Origin of the sequence: Parageobacillus galactosidasius (genome assembly GCF_002217735.1) — a bacterium.
GTDB lineage: Bacteria > Bacillota > Bacilli > Bacillales > Anoxybacillaceae > Parageobacillus_B > Parageobacillus_B toebii.
Map to the genome: position 1 here is coordinate 175,893 of NZ_NDYL01000002.1, position 17,831 is coordinate 193,723.

General features: G+C 41.1%; 17 protein-coding genes, 4 pseudogenes and 1 riboswitch. Of the genes and pseudogenes, 14 read left to right on the forward strand and 7 right to left on the reverse strand.

Annotation, left to right across the window (positions count from 1 at the left end; translation table 11 throughout):
• Window positions 1-133: 133 nt before the first annotated feature.
• The 6 genes from ilvA (at window position 134) to B9L23_RS10200 (ending at window position 4,961) form a co-directional block, all read left to right on the forward strand.
• Window positions 134-1,405 (forward strand): threonine ammonia-lyase IlvA, encoded by a 1,272-nt coding sequence (gene ilvA, locus B9L23_RS10175; protein ID WP_062678652.1) that lies wholly within the window; start codon window positions 134-136, stop codon window positions 1,403-1,405.
• Between the two features lie 106 nt (window positions 1,406-1,511).
• Window positions 1,512-1,763: a YpmP family protein gene (locus B9L23_RS10180; RefSeq protein ID WP_062754133.1), complete on the forward strand. Its 252-nt coding sequence runs from the start codon at window positions 1,512-1,514 to the stop codon at window positions 1,761-1,763.
• Between the two features lie 309 nt (window positions 1,764-2,072).
• The gene (locus tag B9L23_RS10185; protein ID WP_015863838.1) at window positions 2,073-2,915 is read left to right on the forward strand and encodes a DegV family protein; all 843 of its coding nucleotides are present in this window, start codon (window positions 2,073-2,075) and stop codon (window positions 2,913-2,915) included.
• Between the two features lie 34 nt (window positions 2,916-2,949).
• Window positions 2,950-3,516 carry an SCO family protein gene (locus tag B9L23_RS10190; protein WP_062754376.1) on the forward strand — a complete coding sequence of 189 codons (567 nt, stop codon included), beginning with the start codon at window positions 2,950-2,952 and terminating at the stop codon, window positions 3,514-3,516.
• Window positions 3,517-3,594: 78 nt separating this feature from the next.
• Entirely contained in the window at window positions 3,595-4,389 is a 795-nt protein-coding gene (locus B9L23_RS10195) for an SGNH/GDSL hydrolase family protein (RefSeq protein ID WP_062754128.1), read from the forward strand.
• On the forward strand, window positions 4,386-4,961 hold the full coding sequence (locus tag B9L23_RS10200) for a YpmS family protein (RefSeq protein WP_081188690.1): 576 nt from the start codon (window positions 4,386-4,388) through the stop codon (window positions 4,959-4,961). Before B9L23_RS10195 ends, B9L23_RS10200 begins: the two co-directional genes overlap by 4 nt.
• A gap of 28 nt (window positions 4,962-4,989) precedes the next feature.
• On the opposite strand, the gene B9L23_RS10205 is transcribed toward B9L23_RS10200, so the two are convergent.
• Both B9L23_RS10205 and plsY read right to left on the reverse strand, forming a co-directional pair.
• Window positions 4,990-6,354: an RsmF rRNA methyltransferase first C-terminal domain-containing protein gene (locus B9L23_RS10205; protein ID WP_081188689.1), complete on the reverse strand. Its 1,365-nt coding sequence runs from the start codon at window positions 6,352-6,354 to the stop codon at window positions 4,990-4,992.
• A 41-nt stretch (window positions 6,355-6,395) separates the two neighbouring features.
• A complete protein-coding gene (plsY, locus tag B9L23_RS10210; RefSeq protein ID WP_081188688.1) occupies window positions 6,396-6,989 on the reverse strand; it encodes a glycerol-3-phosphate 1-O-acyltransferase PlsY in 594 nt (197 codons plus the stop codon).
• A 192-nt stretch (window positions 6,990-7,181) separates the two neighbouring features.
• On the opposite strand from plsY, the gene B9L23_RS10215 reads away from it, so the two are divergent.
• The 4 genes and pseudogenes from B9L23_RS10215 to B9L23_RS10235 all read left to right on the forward strand — a co-directional run bounded on the left by B9L23_RS10215 (window position 7,182) and on the right by B9L23_RS10235 (window position 10,793).
• On the forward strand, window positions 7,182-7,607 hold the full coding sequence (locus tag B9L23_RS10215; RefSeq protein WP_062754127.1) for an OsmC family protein: 426 nt from the start codon (window positions 7,182-7,184) through the stop codon (window positions 7,605-7,607).
• Window positions 7,608-7,800: 193 nt separating this feature from the next.
• Window positions 7,801-8,061: pseudogene (locus B9L23_RS10225) on the forward strand (MATE family efflux transporter); the annotation flags it as partial.
• 82 nt (window positions 8,062-8,143) lie between these two features.
• Window positions 8,144-8,362, forward strand: a complete 219-nt coding sequence (locus B9L23_RS10230) for a hypothetical protein (protein ID WP_089097585.1) — start codon at window positions 8,144-8,146, stop codon at window positions 8,360-8,362.
• Window positions 8,363-9,164: 802 nt separating this feature from the next.
• The gene (locus B9L23_RS10235) at window positions 9,165-10,793 is read left to right on the forward strand and encodes a bifunctional metallophosphatase/5'-nucleotidase (protein WP_089097586.1); all 1,629 of its coding nucleotides are present in this window, start codon (window positions 9,165-9,167) and stop codon (window positions 10,791-10,793) included.
• A 46-nt stretch (window positions 10,794-10,839) separates the two neighbouring features.
• On the opposite strand, the gene pepT is transcribed toward B9L23_RS10235, so the two are convergent.
• Window positions 10,840-12,072: a peptidase T gene (gene pepT / locus B9L23_RS10240; RefSeq protein WP_089097587.1), complete on the reverse strand. Its 1,233-nt coding sequence runs from the start codon at window positions 12,070-12,072 to the stop codon at window positions 10,840-10,842.
• 163 nt (window positions 12,073-12,235) lie between these two features.
• A riboswitch (FMN riboswitch) is annotated at window positions 12,236-12,369 on the forward strand.
• 156 nt (window positions 12,370-12,525) lie between these two features.
• Between pepT and B9L23_RS10245 the strand changes: the two are divergent.
• A pseudogene (locus B9L23_RS10245) lies at window positions 12,526-13,106 on the forward strand (ECF transporter S component).
• Between the two features lie 524 nt (window positions 13,107-13,630).
• Here B9L23_RS10245 and B9L23_RS10250 read toward each other — a convergent pair.
• Together B9L23_RS10250 and B9L23_RS20435 are read right to left on the reverse strand one after the other, a co-directional pair.
• Window positions 13,631-14,248: a molybdopterin-dependent oxidoreductase gene (locus B9L23_RS10250; protein ID WP_089097588.1), complete on the reverse strand. Its 618-nt coding sequence runs from the start codon at window positions 14,246-14,248 to the stop codon at window positions 13,631-13,633.
• A 633-nt stretch (window positions 14,249-14,881) separates the two neighbouring features.
• Window positions 14,882-15,028 (reverse strand): hypothetical protein, encoded by a 147-nt coding sequence (locus B9L23_RS20435; RefSeq protein WP_169712556.1) that lies wholly within the window; start codon window positions 15,026-15,028, stop codon window positions 14,882-14,884.
• A gap of 316 nt (window positions 15,029-15,344) precedes the next feature.
• Between B9L23_RS20435 and B9L23_RS10255 the strand changes: the two genes are divergently transcribed.
• Window positions 15,345-15,824, forward strand: a complete 480-nt coding sequence (locus B9L23_RS10255; RefSeq protein WP_081188682.1) for a hypothetical protein — start codon at window positions 15,345-15,347, stop codon at window positions 15,822-15,824.
• A gap of 580 nt (window positions 15,825-16,404) precedes the next feature.
• Here the strand turns inward: B9L23_RS10255 and B9L23_RS21710 are convergent.
• Together B9L23_RS21710 and B9L23_RS21715 are read right to left on the reverse strand one after the other, a co-directional pair.
• On the reverse strand, window positions 16,405-16,710 hold the full coding sequence (locus B9L23_RS21710; protein ID WP_089097589.1) for an FTR1 family protein: 306 nt from the start codon (window positions 16,708-16,710) through the stop codon (window positions 16,405-16,407).
• A gap of 73 nt (window positions 16,711-16,783) precedes the next feature.
• A pseudogene (locus B9L23_RS21715) lies at window positions 16,784-16,852 on the reverse strand (hypothetical protein); the annotation flags it as partial.
• Between B9L23_RS21715 and B9L23_RS10270 the strand changes: the two are divergent.
• Both B9L23_RS10270 and B9L23_RS10275 read left to right on the forward strand, forming a co-directional pair.
• Window positions 16,848-17,033, forward strand: a pseudogene (locus tag B9L23_RS10270) (GNAT family N-acetyltransferase); the annotation flags it as partial. The pseudogenes B9L23_RS21715 and B9L23_RS10270 overlap by 5 nt on opposite strands.
• 1 nt (window position 17,034) lies before the next feature.
• Window positions 17,035-17,535 carry a GNAT family N-acetyltransferase gene (locus B9L23_RS10275; protein ID WP_089097590.1) on the forward strand — a complete coding sequence of 167 codons (501 nt, stop codon included), beginning with the start codon at window positions 17,035-17,037 and terminating at the stop codon, window positions 17,533-17,535.
• The last annotated feature ends 296 nt before the right edge of the window (window positions 17,536-17,831 follow it).

Here is a 17,831-nt window from a genome sequence, read left to right on the forward strand (position 1 = left end):
CATAATCATAAACAAGAAAAAAATGGGGAGAAATATTTTTTGTAAACTTTTTGAAAATTCCCTTTCTTTTTTAAAAATTTGTGCTATAATTTACAAATTAAAAAGACAACTTAGAAAGAAAGGGAACGAAAACATGGAACAACAACTTAAACGAAAACAAGGAACCGTTTATGTTGAAGATATTTTAATCGCTTATCATACGTTAAAAGATGTTGTACACCATACTCCGCTGCAAAAAAATCCGTTATTATCGGAACGTTACGAATGTAACGTGTATTTGAAGCGCGAAGATTTACAAGTCGTACGCTCATTCAAAATTCGTGGTGCATACAACCGGATGAAACATTTAAGCGAAGAAGAACGGAAAAACGGCATTGTCTGCGCTAGTGCAGGCAACCATGCGCAAGGAGTAGCGTATTCATGTCGGGCGCTAGGCGTGCATGGAAAGGTGTACATGCCGGCGACAACGCCGAGACAAAAAGTATCGCAAGTACAGCTGTTCGGAAAAGATATGGTCGACATTGTTTTAGTAGGCGATACGTTTGATGATTCATTTAACGAAGCAATGGAGTGTGCCAAAAAAGAAGGACGCACATTTATTCATCCGTTTGATGATGAATATGTCATTGCCGGACAAGGAACGATCGGTGTAGAAGTGTTGAACGACTGTGAAGAGCCGATTGATTTTGTGTTTGCGAGCATCGGCGGTGGCGGATTGATGTCGGGGATTGGTACATATGTGAAAAGCATTTCTCCAGCTACAAAAATTATTGGCGTGGAACCAGAAGGTGCACCATCGATGAAAGCTGCCCTCGAGCAAGGGCATGTTGTGACATTAGAAGAGATTGATAAATTTGTGGATGGAGCGGCAGTCAAAACGGTTGGCGAAAAAACGTATGCGCTTTGTAAAGAAATCATTGACGATATTGTTGTCGTACCGGAAGGAAAAGTATGCACAACGATCTTAGAGCTATATAACGAAAATGCAATTGTCGTTGAACCGGCGGGGGCGCTTCCGATTGCAGCACTTGATTTTTACAAAGACAAAATCCGTGGGAAAACGGTTGTCTGTATTGTCAGCGGAGGAAACAATGACATTGATCGAATGCAGGAAATTAAAGAGCGTTCGATGATTTATGAAGGACTGCAGCATTATTTTATCGTCAATTTTCCACAGCGTGCCGGCGCACTTCGCGAATTTTTAGATGAAGTATTAGGGCCTACCGATGATATTACTCGTTTTGAATACACAAAGAAAAATAACAAAGAAAACGGTCCGGCGTTGGTCGGCATTGAATTAAAACGCCGCGAAGATTACGAGCCGCTCATTGAGCGCATGAAGAAAAAAGGGTTTCCGTTTCAAGAAGTGAATAAAAATCCAAACTTATTCCATTTACTCATTTAGTGAAAAAACACGAAAAAAGTCGTAAATATTTCGCACATTTCTGACATGCTTTTTTACCGATTTGGTGTATAATAAAAGTAAATCGGTGAAAAAGAGGATTGATATTTTGCTATTCAAAAGCCTAGAGTTCAAAAATGCTTATGGGCAGAAGGTGAAGATTATCGAAATTCCTGTATTGGAGGAAGATAACACGTACCGATTTATGATTCAATTGCGCTTAGAAACGTTTATTGCCAAAGTATATCGATCCCGTAATGCTCGTTCTGTTTACTCGTTTCGGGAATATTTGAAAAAAGTATTAAAATGGCCTGTTTATGAGCAAATTTTTAAGGCCGATGTTTTAAAAAACAATGCTTAAACCTAAAAAAGTTGTTTTGCTTCGGCAAAACAACTTTTTATTTAGTCATTGCTATTTTGTGACTGTCGCACATAAGTTCATATGTCTTTCGATATTTTTTCAAACTTTCCACACATATTGTTGATATGATAATAAAATGAATAGACGTGGAAAATTCCATCGCTTTTTTGGTTTTATCTCTTTTTATGCAGTTCACCCCCTTTATGAAAAAAAGATTCACTTTTCTTCAGGACATTCTAGATTTTTATAGGAATTTTCCTCTTTTCATTGTATAATTGTACATATGGCTTAAATATTGGGAGTGAATTCATGAAAAACGTGAAAGTTGTAACAGATTCAACGGTCGATTTGCCGAAAGAGGTGTTGCAAGAGCATGGGATTGAGGTAGTCCCACTCAGCTTTACGATTGGTGAGGAAGCGTTTATCGACCGCGTAACGATCACCCCGGATGAGTTTATGGAAAAAATGAAAGAAGCAGAGGAATTGCCAAAAAGCTCTCAACCTTCTGTCGGCGAGTTTCTCGAAATCTATAACCGCCTTGGTGAAGATGGAAGCGATATTATCTCGATCCATATGGCTGGTGAGCTAAGCGGCACTGTTCGCTCCGCGCAGTATGCCGCGACATTAGCGGAAGCAAATGTGACAGTGGTAGATTCGGAGTTTATTTCGCTTGCCCTGGGATTTCAAGTGTTGGAAGCAGCGCAACAGGCAAGACTGGGGAAAAGTGTGGAGGAAATTGTAAACCGTCTGCGCGACGTCCGTCGCTGTACGCGATTGTACGTCACAGTCGATACATTAGACAACCTCGTAAAAGGCGGTCGTATTGGCCGTGGAAGAGCATTGGTCGGTTCGCTTTTAAACATTAAACCGATTGCAGCGCTTGTCGATGGAATGTATACACCGATTGCGAAAGCGCGCAGTTATTCACAAATCATCAAATATTTGACAAATCAATTTAAAGAAGATATATCGAATAAAACGATTCGGGCTGTTGGGATCGTCCATGCCGATGCGCTCGCATTAGCAGAACGGCTGAAACAATCGATCATGGAAGCGACTGGATATCATTCCATCGATATTGTCGCAACAACGCCGGTGATTTCGATCCATACCGGACCGGGCGCCATTGGCCTTATGTATTATGCAGAATAGAAGAAAACAGGTGAAGAGAAAGGTGAAAGGAAAGATGAAGCGATTCGTCGTTCTACTTGTCATCGTACTTCTTGCTGCATGCGGAAAAACCATTCCTGATGCAAAAAATTGGCCGGTTGATGATTTTACGTATACGGATCAAAATGGGAAGCCATTCGGTTTAAAAGATTTAAAAGGAAAAGTATGGGTTGCCGACTTTATTTTTACCAATTGTGAGACTGTTTGTCCGCCAATGACTGCCAATATGGCTAAGTTGCAAAAAAAGGCGAAAGAAAAAGGGCTTGATGTTGAATTTGTCTCATTTAGTGTCGATCCGGAAGTAGATACACCGGAAAAGTTAAAAGAGTATGTGAAAAAGTTTAACGGTGATTTATCAAATTGGCATTTGCTTACAGGATACAGCCAGCAAGAAATTGAGAAATTTGCCGAGAAAAACTTTAAAACGATTGTAAAAAAACCGAAAAACGAGGATCAAGTGATCCATGGAACAGAGTTTTATCTTGTTGACCAAAACGGTACGATTGTCCAAACTTATAGTGGGGTGCAAGATGTTCCGTATGAAAAAATTTTAGAGCATATTGAGATTTTGCAATCGTCATAAAAGGCAAAAATGTAGATACATTTTTGCCTTTTCGTGTTTTCTTCATGTGTGTTTACAAGGTAAGGCAGGTGTAGAATAATGAAAAAATGGGGATTGATTTTTTTATTGTTGCTCTATTGCGCGGGCTGTTCTTCCGAGCAGGCAATCAACGCTGCCAGCTTGCCTGAACGGCAAATAAAGCTGACACCGCGTACGGTTGCTAATGATTTTTTTCCAAAAGATATTCGCGTGCTCGCTCTTGGCGATTCGCTAACAGAGGGAGTAGGGGATCATGAACAAAAAGGCGGATATGTTTCTCGGTTGCGCCAACAATTATTACAGCATAAAGGGGTGCGAACGCTCTCGGTCATCAATTTTGGAAAGCGAGGGTTACGGATTTCCAAGCTTGATGATGTTGTCCATGAGCACGCAAACGAAGTCCGACAGGCGGATCTTATTTTCATCACCATCGGCGGCAATGACATGATGAAAATTGTTCGCTCCCATTTTTTTGATTTATCGTACACTTTGTTTGAGAAGGAACAAAAACGATTTGCCGAGCGGTTGGATCATCTTTTGGCAATGATTCGCACATATAACCAACATGCTACTATTGTTCTTGTCGGCTTATACAATCCATTTTCTAACTTGCTTCCAAATATTCCGGAAATCAACGATGTTATCAAGCTATGGAATAATGGGAGCAAAGCGGTGTTGGCGCGCTATGATCGGACGATTTTTGTCAATGTGAAAGATTTGTTTGATGGCCGGGATGATGTGTTATATAGCGACCAGTTTCATCCAAATGAAGTAGGGTATGAATTAATCGCAAGACGTGTGTATGAACAATTGCAGCAACACGAAGAAATGTGGTTAGGGAGTTTGGAACAATGAATTGGAAAAAATGGTTTTGGACATTGGTGGTATTGGATATTGCTGTTGTGATGCTTTTTGCTGTTTGGTTGTTTCAGCCGGCTAAACCGATATCGGTGCCGTCTCCGAAAAAAGTAAAAGGAGCCACGTTTACGGTATATTCGAACAAAGAACATTTGAATACGGTGATCAATGATTATATTCGTAAAAAAGCAAAAGACCATCCCGTGCAATATCGAGTTTGGCTTGATGATCGAGTGTATGTGGCAAGCAAGCTCCCTGTATTTGGCCGGAAGATGGACCTTGTCGTTTCCTTTATTCCGAAAGTGGTTAAAGGCGGAAATGTAGTGCTAGAAAGTCCGGAAATATCGCTGGGCGATTGGGAGCTTCCGGTCACGTACGTGTTAAGATATTTACGAAAACACGCGCCATTGCCGGATGAAGTGATCATTGATCCGAAGGTTAACCGCGTGTATGTGGCGCTTACTGATATTCGTTTCGGCAACGGTTATCAAGTTTCCGCCCGGAAAATTGATTTGGCAAAGGATGAAATTGTATTTACGCTGACGATTCCGACATCGGCAAAACAATAAGGGCCGCTTGTAAGCGCGCCCCTATTTATTAGTTGATTCGCAGTCCTTTCGGATAAAAGTTTTTCACCATACCTTTTACTTCTTTTCCCCACCCGAGCGGATAACCATCAACGGTCACAAGCAGCCAGCCGCGGTCTTCTCCCGTCTGAATCGTTTCTCCGCGCAAATATTTTAGGCATTCTACGCTGTCGCTTGACAAGTCAAGGGAGTAACGAACGTCTTGCGGCTTTAGCGATAAGGCAAGTGCATGGTTCGGCTCAAACCGCTGCTTTTTCGCTTCTCCTAAGTGAAGACCTGCCCGCACGACTTTCAGGCCATCGAAATTCGGGCAGTGGTCAGGTAGGGCGAATAGATGGTGTTGAAAGGCATACATCGGTTTTTCGATTTCTGTTTGCAATGCTTCTTGTTCAAACTGCCGATACTCGCGAACCATTTGTTTGGAGGCGTTTGGCTTGGCATAGCGTCCATTCCATGAAGGGGACGGGCCTGTTTTTTTTATTTTCGCGACAAAATGGCCTTCCCCTTTTAACGAATGCGGCCATAGCCGAGCCGTTCTCTCCATTTCCTCGAAGTTCGTGTTCGTCCATTCCCGTCTTCCCGGCTGAATGCCATGAACTTTTTCAATCGACAGCAATTCAAGATCATCATATGTTTGTAAAAAAGCTTCTATGGTCTGTTCGTTTTCTTCAGGAGAAAACGTGCAAGTGGAATAGACGAGAATGCCGCCTTCTTTTAACATCTCGTATGCACAATCTAAAATATGCTGCTGTTTGATGGCGCATTGTTCGACGTGCGCTTGGCTCCAAAATTGCACAGCTTCTTCGTCTTTTCGAAACATGCCTTCCCCCGAGCATGGAGCATCTACTAAGATTTTGTCAAAAAACCCAGGGAAATATTTCGCGAGCTTTTCCGGTGTTTCATTCGTAACAAGCGCGTTTGTAATCCCAAACCGCTCGATATTTTCCGATAGTGCTTTGACGCGCTTCGGATGAATTTCATTGGCGATAATCAGCCCTTGATTTTTCATCATTGCCGCAAGCTGCGTCGTTTTTCCGCCAGGTGCGGCGCAAAGGTCAAGAACAAACTCCCCTGGATTAGGCTTTAACACTTCAGCTACAAACATCGCGCTCGGCTCTTGGATATAATAGAGCCCTGCCGCGTGATACGGATGCTTTCCAGGTTGTTCGTGTGCGTCATAATAAAAACCAGTTGGGCAAAACGGAACGGGGGAAAGTACAAACGGGACGAGCGTTAAAAACGTCTCGCGGTCGATTTTCAATGGGTTGAACCGCAACCCGTTTGCTTTTTCTTCATGATAGGTGGAAAAAAAACGAGAAGCTTCGTCTTCCAAAAGCCTCTCCATTTTTTCGATGAATTCGCTTGGTAATTTCAATGATCCAACTCCTTTCTTGCTGCTCAAAATAATAAGATCGTTTATTTTCCGCCCAGCCACTTGATTTTTGGTTCCGTTTTGTTGACAATGCGTTTTATATTCGCGCGGTGGCGGTAAAAGATAAACGCCGTTAATAACGATACTGCGATCATTAGTGGAATGTCATCAGTAAAAAAGATGGTATAAATAACGGCATATACCCCGGCTAACATCGAAGATAACGAAACATACTTGGAAATATATAAAACAATGAAAAAGACAGTAAGAAGCGAAACGAACAAAAACGGTGAATAAAACAGCATCACACCTGCCGATGTTGCGACCGCTTTCCCGCCGCGGAATTTGGCAAAAATCGGATATGTATGTCCGATGACAGCGCACACTCCTGCTAACAGCGGATGTATGTGCACGGAGAACAATACAGGCAGGCTTGCTGCCAGCGTCCCTTTTAGCATATCCCCGCATGTGACGATCATTCCTGCTTTTACGCCAAGGACGCGAAATGTATTTGTCCCTCCTAGATTTCCGCTGCCATGCTCGCGAATATCGATTCCGTATCCTATTTTTCCGACAAGGAGCGCAAACGGAATCGATCCAAGAAGGTAAGCTGTGATCAAAATGAGTGCTTTTTCCATCAACCTCTCTACACCCTTTACTTATCAAATTTGTGCATGTTTTTATTTTACCATGCATGAAAAAAAACGCTAGAAGGAAAATAGAACATATCAACGGAAGGTATTTTTTTTGCATTTATTTTTTTGGCAAAGTAAACTAGATGATAACATGGTTATTTTATCGCTGGAACTGAAAGAGGAGGAAGAAAAGAAATGAAAACGAAAGTAACGTGGAACGGGCAAATGTCGTTTACAGGGATGAGCGCATCAGGAGTGCAAATTCCGATTGATGCTTCCAAAGAAGCAGGGGGACAAGATTCCGGGGCGAGACCGATGGAATTAATTTTACACGGGCTTGCCGGATGTACGGGAATTGATATCATATCGATCTTGACAAAAATGCGGCTTGAAGTTCGATCGTTTTATATAGAAGTGGAAGGAACCCGTGCAGACGATCATCCAAAACGGTTTACGGATATTCACATTCATTATGTGTTAGAAGGGGATTTGCCAGAAGACAAAGTCGTCCGCGCTATTCAATTGTCGAAAGAGAAGTACTGTTCTGTATCCCATTCGTTAAATGCCAACATTACGGCAAGCTACTCGATTAATGGTGTGAAGGGGAAAAAACACTTGTAAAAACAAGGAGGGACAAAAACGAGTGAATCACAGGAGCGCATTGACGAATTACGGCGCATTACCGATTCGCGTTGTCCTGTTTACACGACGCTAAAGGCGGCGGCGTTCAGTTGCAATCTACATGGACAAAAGCATAACGATACCCCCTTGGGCAACCAAGGGGGGATTCCAATGGAAGTAAAGTGACTGGGAAATGACGCGGCAATACGATTTGACAAAAGGTAATATTCCTAAACAGCTGATCGCTTTTTCGTTCCCTATTATGTTTACGAACTTATTGCAAGTTTCCTATCAATTTATCGATAGTTTTTGGGTTGGCAATTTGATAGGAGAAAATTCCCTTGCGGCGGTCGCAGTGGCAAGTACGGTCATTTATACGATTTTATCGTTTATTATCGGCATGAATAACGTCACCTTGACGATTTTTTCGCAACAACAAGGAAAAACGACCAATGCGGCCGCCTTTCTGTTTGCACGCCTTAAAACGGACGAAAAACCGTATGAGTGTGTGCAGGCGAAATGTAAAAAGGAGTACTTTGGATAACTATTCATTAAATTCTTCAAAAACTCAACTTACTCAAAAAGGATATGGCTATTATAGAAACTATGACTTTTTAGATGATGATGAAGAAACAAGAGTAACTCATATTATCTCCATAACAGCAAAAAACGATGGAACATATAGCTATGTAGTTGATTGGGAACGCTGGGGTGAAAGTTGGATAACATTAGACTTAGATATCGAAACTAACTAAAAAAATAAAGCTGTCCCCAAAAAGTGGATTTACTAAATCCCTTGGGGGCAGCTTTTTTTAAAGTTCCAAATAAATGTTCCCTTCACATTTATTTGGTTACATTTTCTTGTTATGGGATTGGTGTCAAAAATATCTTTAAGTGCAACCTTTTAATTACTTAACGTTTTTTTTGGTACGAAAAATACCGCCAGCAATAGTGGAACTATAGGATAAAACATAATTAACTTAAAAGCATTCTCTGCTCCACTGAAATAATAAGCAATAGGTGAAAATAGTAAAGCACTAAGTATAAAATGAATTGCCCTTTTTTTAATCAATCCCCAAATGAGAAAGAAAATCGAAACTCCGATTAACAACCAAAATAATAATCCTGCCCAAAAAAATTCACTTTTTTCACCCTCCCTTTATCCTTTATCTAAATTTTAACATAAATTTGTATGGATTTTAATAATAACCTCCCATTTTTTTCCTCAATTATTCATTTTAGACAAAAAAATTTAAGAAATTCTATTCACCGTGGTTCGAACAATTGAGTAAATCAAGGAAATCCCTAAGTTTGACACGATCTGTTGTAAAATGAAAGTGCTCTTGCATGGGAACTTCTCCTTTTGATGTTTGGTTGCACTTTCATTTTAAGGGGTTCCTCATGCAAGGGCTATTTTTTATGCTTGTCTGATTTTATCTAGCGCCACGGGTATAAAATTTACAATATTTTTAGAAGAAAATAAGTATTTTGGCTCTATTATTACTATGAAACGAAATCTATGATAATGACAGGAAAACGAGGAAAGGAGTTATGAATATGAAACTTTCATCCAAACTGGTTAAAACGACTGTATCTGCGCTTGCCTTGTCCGCTGCTCTGTCTTCAGCAAGTGTATTTGCGGCTGGGCAACCTGACCATCTAGGGAAAAAGCAGCAGACGAATTCCTATTCATATCGTTATATCGATGTACAATTGCTAGGAATTAACGACTTTCACGGACAGCTTGATGTAACAAGAAACGTTGGAGGAAGAGCGGTCGGGCGAGCGGATTATTTAGCTGCGTATTTAAAACAACGGGAAAGGGAAAATAAAAATACGCTTCTTGTGCATGCAGGGGATGCCGTTGGAGCAAGTTCACCTGTATCGGCACTGCTGCAGGATGAGCCAACGATAGAGTTTCTAAATAAGTTAGGTTTTGATGTGGGAGTGCCCGGAAACCATGAATTTGATGAAGGGGTCGACGAAATGCTTCGCCTCATTTATGGGGGGACGCATCCAAAAACCGGCTATTTTCGTGGTGCGGATTTTCCATACGTAAGCGCGAATGTAATAGATAAAAAGACAGGCAAACCGATTCTTCCGCCTTATGTTATTAAAAAAGTGAAAGGAATACCGATTGGTTTTATCGGAGTAACTTTATCCGACACGCCAAGCATCGTCATTCCAAGCGGTGTGGCTGGGGTTGCATTCACGGATGAAGCGGAGGCGATTAACGAGGCGGTGAAACAACTAAAACGGCGGGGGGTGCGCGCAATCGTTGTCCTTGCGCATAATCCAGGGGTTTCTAATAAAGATGGTTCCAACGCGAGTGGAGAAATTGTAGACATCGCGAAAACAGTGGATGATGAAGTCGATGTTATTTTTGCTGGTCATAATCATGCGTATTTAAACGCCGAAGTGGACGGCAAACTGCTTGTTCAATCATATTCTTATGGAACTGCTTTTTCGGATGTGGATTTAACAATTGATCGGCGGACAAAAGACGTTGTTGCGAAAAAAGCGGAAATCGTGACCACCTACCAAGATAGCATCAAGCCTGATCCAAAGATTACGAAATTCATTGACAAGTATGAAGCAAAGGTATCTCCAATTATTAACCAAGTCATCGGTATGGCAAAAACGACGATTAGCGCTGAGCAAAATGCAAGTGGTGAATCAGCGTTAGGAAATTTGATTGCCGATGCGCAGCGGACAGCGATGAAAACCGACTTCGCCTTTATGAATCCTGGCGGCATTCGCGCCAATATTGAACAAGGAGAAGTGACATGGGGAGAGCTGTATAACGTGCAGCCATTTAGCAATCAGCTCGTAAAAATGACGCTCACGGGCGAGCAAATCCGTAAGCTATTGAACCAACAATGGCAGTCGAATCAAACACGCATGCTGCAAATTTCCGGTCTCACATATACTTGGGACGCAAGCAAACCAACAGACAAAGTCGTCGATATTTATTTGCCAAACGGCGCAAAACTCGATCCAAATGCGGAATACACCGTTACAGCAAACAGCTTCCTAGCTGATGGGGGAGATAACTTCACGGTATTTACGGAAGGGAAAAACCGCGAAGTAGGACCAGTCGATTTAGAGGCGCTCATCCATTATATTCAACAGCTTCCTCAGCCATTTGATGCCCAAATCGAAGGCCGCATTCAACAGCTTCGCTAAATATGAAAAAGCTGGTTCCAAAACGCCGTTGGAACCAGCTTTTCTGTTACGCTTTTTGCTCGAACAGCTTAATAATTTCAATAATGACGTTTGTTGCTTTGATCATGTTGTCGACGGAAATGTATTCATAGCGGCCGTGGAAGTTTTCGCCGCCCGTGAAAATATTTGGAGTCGGCAGCCCCATGTACGAAAGCTGCGACCCGTCCGTGCCGCCGCGGATCGGCGAAATTTTCGGTTCAATATTTAAGTTTTTCATCGCTTCATAGGCGATATCGACAACTTCGCGGACCGGTTCGATTTTTTCTCTCATGTTATAATATTGGTCTTTTATTTCGATCGCGATTCGCTCTTTTCCGTATTTTTCTTGCAGTTTTGCCGCGATTTCCCGCATTTTTGCTTTGCGCGCTTCAAATTGTTCGCGGTCAAAGTCGCGGATAATGTAATGAAGCGCTGTTTCTTCGACATTTCCTTGGAAGGAAAGCAAATGATAAAATCCTTCGTAGCCTTCCGTATGTTCCGGCGCTTCGTTGGCAGGAAGCTGTGCGTGAAATTCCATCGCGATTTTCATCGAGTTAATCATTTTGCCTTTGGCGGTGCCTGGATGAACATTTTTTCCTTTAAATTTGATTTTTGCCTCCGCGGCGTTAAAGCTTTCATACTCTAATTCGCCAAGCGGACCGCCATCGACTGTGTACGCATATTTAGCACCGAACTTAGCGACGTCAAACTTATGCGGCCCTCTGCCGATTTCTTCATCCGGTGTAAACGCGACGCGCACTTTTCCGTGTTTAATTTCCGGATGTTGGATTAAGTAGGCCATCGCCGTCATAATTTCCGCGATTCCCGCTTTATTGTCCGCGCCAAGCAGCGTCGTGCCGTCGGTGGTGATTAATGTATGGCCTTTGTAGTTTGCAAGTTCCGGAAAATCTTTCGGCGAAAGCACAATATGTAGCGCCTCATTTAATATGATATCATTGCCATCGTAGTTTTCGACAATTTGCGGTTTTACATTGGCGCCGGTAAATTCGGGAGCCGTATCCATATGGGCTAAAAAGCCAATGGTTGGCACATCTTTATCGGTATTTGCGGGCAATGTTGCCATGATATAGCCGTTTTCGTCTATTGTTACTTCTTCCATGCCGATTGCTTTTAATTCTTCTACTAGCATTCTCGCTAGCGTCCATTGACCCGGAGTGGAGGGACAAGTATCACTGTTCGGGTCAGACTGGGTGTCAACTTGAACATACTTCGTAAAACGTTCAATGATTTCGTTTTTCATGATAGTCAGCTCCTTATTATTTACTATCTTTTTCCTTCTTTATTTTATCATAAAAATGAAAAATCATGTTGGTGTGAGAAAAAAGAGCATTCATATGCACTGCATTGATGATAGACATAACGCATAAAGAAATTATATAATAATATTAAAAAAATATAATACGATTCATCTTCGGGGCAGGGTGAAATTCCCGACCGGCGGTGATGAAGCAATTTGCTTCTCAGCCCGCGAGCCGCATAGGCACGATCCGGTGCAATTCCGGAGCCGACAGTATAGTCTGGATGGGAGAAGATGAAGGTTTGCCGGCGTTCGAATGTTGCGCGATCGAACGTCTATTTGAGCATACCCTTTTTCTCCCTTAAGTGTGAACACTTAAGGGTTTTTTATTTGACGCTCAAAGTTGGCAGCCTTCTTCTTGTGAGGATGGATCACGAGAAGGAGAGGAGAATCGACATGAGAAAAATGAATATCCGCGCGCTTGTCTTAATTGGAGTGTTTAGTGCCATCTCGATTTACTGATGCTGTTAAACTTTCCGCTTCCGCCATTTCCAAACTTTCTATTGGTGGATTTCAGCGACGTTCCTGCATTGATCGCCGCGATTCTGTACGGACCGCTGGCGGGAGTGTCCGTTGAATTGCTGAAAAATGTGTTGAATTATTTCATGGTCGGCAGTCCTACCGGCGTTCCGGTCGGGCATATCGCCAACTTTATGGCCGGGATTACGTTTATTTTGCCGACATATTACGTATATCATAAAACAAAATCAAAAAAAGGAATGCTGGCTGGTTTAGTCATTGGCACCGCCGTTATGGCGCTGATGATGAGCGTATTGAACTACTACGTGTTTCTGCCGGCGTATACGATCTTTCTAGGCGCACCGGCGATGAGCGCGCCGGAAACAAGGGCATTGGTTGTTTCGGCTATCTTGCCGTTTAACGCAGTAAAAGGCGCGATGATCACGATTGTATTTATGCTCTTGTTTGTCCGTTTGCACCAGTGGATGCAAAAACAAGCGGCAACGCATCATGCATAGTGCATATATGCAGCGAGGCTGCCTCAAAAGGCCGTTGAATCGACCTCTTGAGGCAGCCTCTTATTAAATAACCATGCTAAAGTTATTTTTTTCTGCTTCTTAATATTCGCAAATATCAGGAAAGGGAAAAATTAGAATTTTTCGACTTATTATCCCAATTATCTGAATTTTCAACCAAAGGAATGCAAGAACCACCTTTAAACAGCCATATACACATTAAGTAGGTTTTCTAATGAAAATATGTGCTAAATGCAAAAAAAGTAAAAAACCTCGAATGATGCCAAGACAATAATAAAAAAACTGGATAGAGTGTATAAAAAGGACAATGTAAAGGTTGAGAATGGGCAACATGGCAGTAAAAGAAAATCGTTGTGTGCCCGTTTCTTCCGTGTATGAAGAGTGCAAAAAATAAAAAGAGGTTGTCTTAGAAAAGACTCTTTCTCAGCTTGTCGACTTTGTCGGCAAGCTGAGAGGAACTCTAAAAAAGAAGCTCTCGTTTTTTAGGGGTGAATACAATGAACTTTTCAAAAAAGTTTTACATTATCGTTTGGATCGGCAAAGCGCTCTTCCTTAAACGGATTGGCGGTCATCGAGAAGCCGCGTTGTTCCCAATATCCCGGCTCGTCTTTTTTCATGAACTGGATTCCAGATGCCCATTTCGTTCCTTTCCATAAATAAAACGATGCAGGTGGAATAAAGCGGAGCGGATAGCCATGTTTTGGGGAAATATCCTGCCAGTCATGACGTTTGTCTTTCCAGCGGTACACAAATAGCGCGTCATCGCCCATCAGCGCCTCGAGCGGCAAGTTCGCCGAATAGCCGAAGCGGTCTCCTTTTAAATAGCCGTAAATTTTCACGTATTTCACATCTGGGGCCAGTTCAACAAAGCGCAAAAACTCGCGAAAGGCAATCCCTTCAAATGTTGTATCAAATTTCGACCATGTCGTCACACAATGCATATCGATCGTCGAGATTGTTTTTGGCAGTTCCATTACTTGCTGATAGGAAAGAGAGACTTCTTCTTTTACATCCCCAAATAAGCGGAATTCCCATGTTGATTCATCAAATTGATAAACATCCCCATCATGGAGAATCGGCCATTTTTCCGTTTCAAATTGGCCTGGCGGCAGCTGTTTTGTCAATGGCGAGCCCCCCTTTTCTATGTATGAATTTATATAAAATGATACGGCGAGAAAGTGGTGTACGCAACTATATTGGCAGGAAATAATCGGATAGAGAAAAGGGCCGGGCCCTACACAGATTCACGGATATTGCTAAAAGAGTTAGGAATACATGCAGAAAAAGATGTTTTTTCATCAAGGGTTTTTACGATTCAAAGGGATCTGCCGTCAGTGTTCAGTACGAAACTGATTGGATACTCCGATCTAAGCTTCTTCAGGCAGGATTTAATTTAGCTGCCACGAGGTTTCAACGTCTTCGGTAAAAAAATTTACAACCGGTAAAGGTAATGCAAAAAAGATAAATGGTTCTCTGGGGATTTGAGCACAGTGGCGAGCGATAACGTCTGTGATGCGTTTATGTTGGCGCAAATCGCCAGAGCTTTGAGTGGGCAAGTGGAATGAACAAAGTTTCAAAAAGAAGCTTTAAATAAATTTTCGTAAAACCGAAGGAGGCAGTTCTTTTTGAAGTTTTGGAATGGAGCTGCTCGTTTTCTTGGATGGTTCCACTCCGAAGTTAGAAACACAAGAGTAACTAAGTTACATTGGTGAGAAGGAAAAGTGGTTCGAGTATAGCGTTATATTTCGTTATTATGGTTATTTTTCCTTTTCAGGGGGATGAATCCTTTTATGTTCCGTTTCAGCAATGTACCTTGGTTTTTTTGCTACTGCCGCTAAAGAAATAATAAAGCTAATCCCTAAGATTGCTGATAATATCCATGCGAAAAGTTCAATTGATGTCATTATCTCATACCCTCCTTCTTTAGTGTTATGTAAAAGATATGACGACATGCTCGTCCATTTTCTTACTCGTTATATTTAGATACAACCCTATGAATAGACGAGTAGATAAATAAAGAAACAAAATAGCGTTCAAATCATGTGAGCATTAAAATCCTAAAAAAGATAAAAAGCATGGGTGATTAAACAAACAAACGGTAGTAAATTTTCATTAATATATTGTATGGCGAGAGAAACGATTTCCGTGTTCATTTACCTATTTGATGTTCATTAAAACAAGATCTTTTCTGATGAACTCATCATAAAGGGGGTGTGATATATGGATTTAAATATCAACGTAGAAGACTTGTTACAAAAATTGGAACAACAATATAAAGAGCATGAAACTACTAGTAGAGAAATTGAAGATTTACTGGACGAACAACTAGGATTACTTAAAAGCATGCTAGAAAAATTAAAGCCTATTTATAGTTGGTATTTTAAAAAAGGTCTTGTTTTTACACATCCAACTATAAAAATTCGTTCTCCACTCGGTCCTATACTAGGATATGATCGGAAAGAAAATGAAGTTATTGTGTTTAATATCCAGAAGAATCATCCAGAGAAAGTATATTTACACGACAACAAAGTGCGAAAGTTTTATAGTTTATACGAGCTTGTTAGAGACGGGTTTTTTAGTGATGCTGTAAATGGGCTTCAATACCTTGGGAAGATGTTGAAAAATTATGTGAACGAGAACAATGAATATATAAAAGAGCTGAAAGCACAAATTGAGGAAATAAATTTAATGAACAAATGAATATAAAAAATGACAGAATATTTTTGTTTAGACGTGTTATGATGGTATCGTGGAAATGTTGAGACAGAATGTCACTCCGGTCGGGGTGGCGTTTTTTATTTTAAATGCTCGATTATTAAAGAGTGTCGTTGATTTTCTTATTTCAATGAAAGGGCGGTTTAGTTGAAACATTATTCATACCAAGCCTTTTAAACTATTATAACTATATTAAAAAATTTATCAAGAGAGATTTAATTGATCAATTAATGAACCATACGATTATGAAGCCTATAACGAAATGAGAATCAGTGAATTAAAGTTTTATCGTATTCGTGAGAAGGTGTTTTATGAGAATTGAAGTGTACAAGGAAGAGCCGCCGATGTAGTTTGTGGAATAAAAAGTAATAGGTAGTGCTAAAAAATAATTCATTTCATTAATCAGAAGTTATTAATAGGCATTTAGAGTCGAAAAGATAATAATACAAGCCGATTTTTCCTCCGTTGAGGAAAAATCGGCTTTTTCCATTTCTCTTATCGTCTGACTCCGATATTGATAAATTAGCTGGGAACATGAAGTGTAATCAAACGGCCAAGTTGCTTGTTATGTCCGTTTCCGAACTACTGACGAAATTCCAATTAAGACTAAATAAACAACATAACTGATCACTTGCAAACTTGTTGGTTTATCGGTGTAGCCTACTAATGCGTGCAACAGGTGCCCCACAGCACTGTCGCTGCTCAAGATTGAACTTGTATCCCATAAGATTTCATTGCCGAATGGCAGCCAACCGAGTTGCTGAAATTCCCCGATTCCGCTTACTAAAAATCCCGCAGCAAATATGACAAGTAAAAAAGTGGAGAGATTGAAAAAGTATTCTACATTGATCTTTTTCCCAAGTACATAGATTTCCTGATATAATCCCTAATACACCGAGTACTATATTTAGGACCGGATCGGTTATTGACGTTAACGGAACCATAAACACGACCATCTCAAGACCTTCTCGGAACACTGCCAAAAAGGTAAAACCTACAATAGCAAATGGCATCGGAAAAGCAATTATCGAGGATTTGCTTGAGCTGCTTAAGCACGTTTCTTGCGTGCATTTAATTGCTACTACTGGAAAAGAGAAGTTTTATCAAAAAGCAGGGTTGAAAAAACTGAAAACCGCTATGGCGCGATATCGAAATCGTGATTTGGCGCGGGAATATTTGGAGGAGGAGAGATAAGATGAACGTAAGGCATGCGACGGTAGACGATGCAGAAGAGTTGGCACACCTCATCTTGCAAGTAGAAAAAGAAGCAGAATTTATGCTGTTTGAGGCAGGGGAACGAACGCTCACTCCAGATCTGCAGAGAAGCCAAATCGAAGCGATGCAGAATGAGGAAAACTCCACGATACTGGTGGCAGAGGCGGACGGAAAGCTAGTTGGGTATCTAGTGGCAAGAGGAGGGAGCGCGAGACGAAATAAGCATACGGTATATATCGTCATTGGCGTGCTGGCTTCGTATAGAGGAAAAGGAATCGGTACGATGCTGTTTGCCGAATTGGAGCGTTGGGCTCGCACGAAAGGCATTCATCGGTTGGAATTAACGGTAGTCGTCAACAATCAACGCGCTGTATCGTTATACCGGAAAATGGGATTTGAACAAGAAGGGATCAAACGGCATTCTCTGTTGATAAACGGAAAATATGTTGATGAATATTACATGGCAAATTGTTGTAATTAGGAGGAAACAAAATGGAACTTGTTCATTTTTTAGAGCAAAGCCACTTTCACGAACAAGCAGAAAAAACATTTTTGGAACAGAAGGAAAAAATTTTGTGCCTGCTGCCGAAAGACGATGTTCAACACGTATGAAACAGCGGCTCAGTCAGAGTTTTCTGTTGGTTTAGATGGACAAATAGGATTTTGATATGGTATAATTATCACAAAATTCTTAATTATTTTACCATATTGATAATTGCTCAAAAAACAGAAATAGCTAAAACGACTCACTTTTTATTATGTGGGGATCGAAAAGGA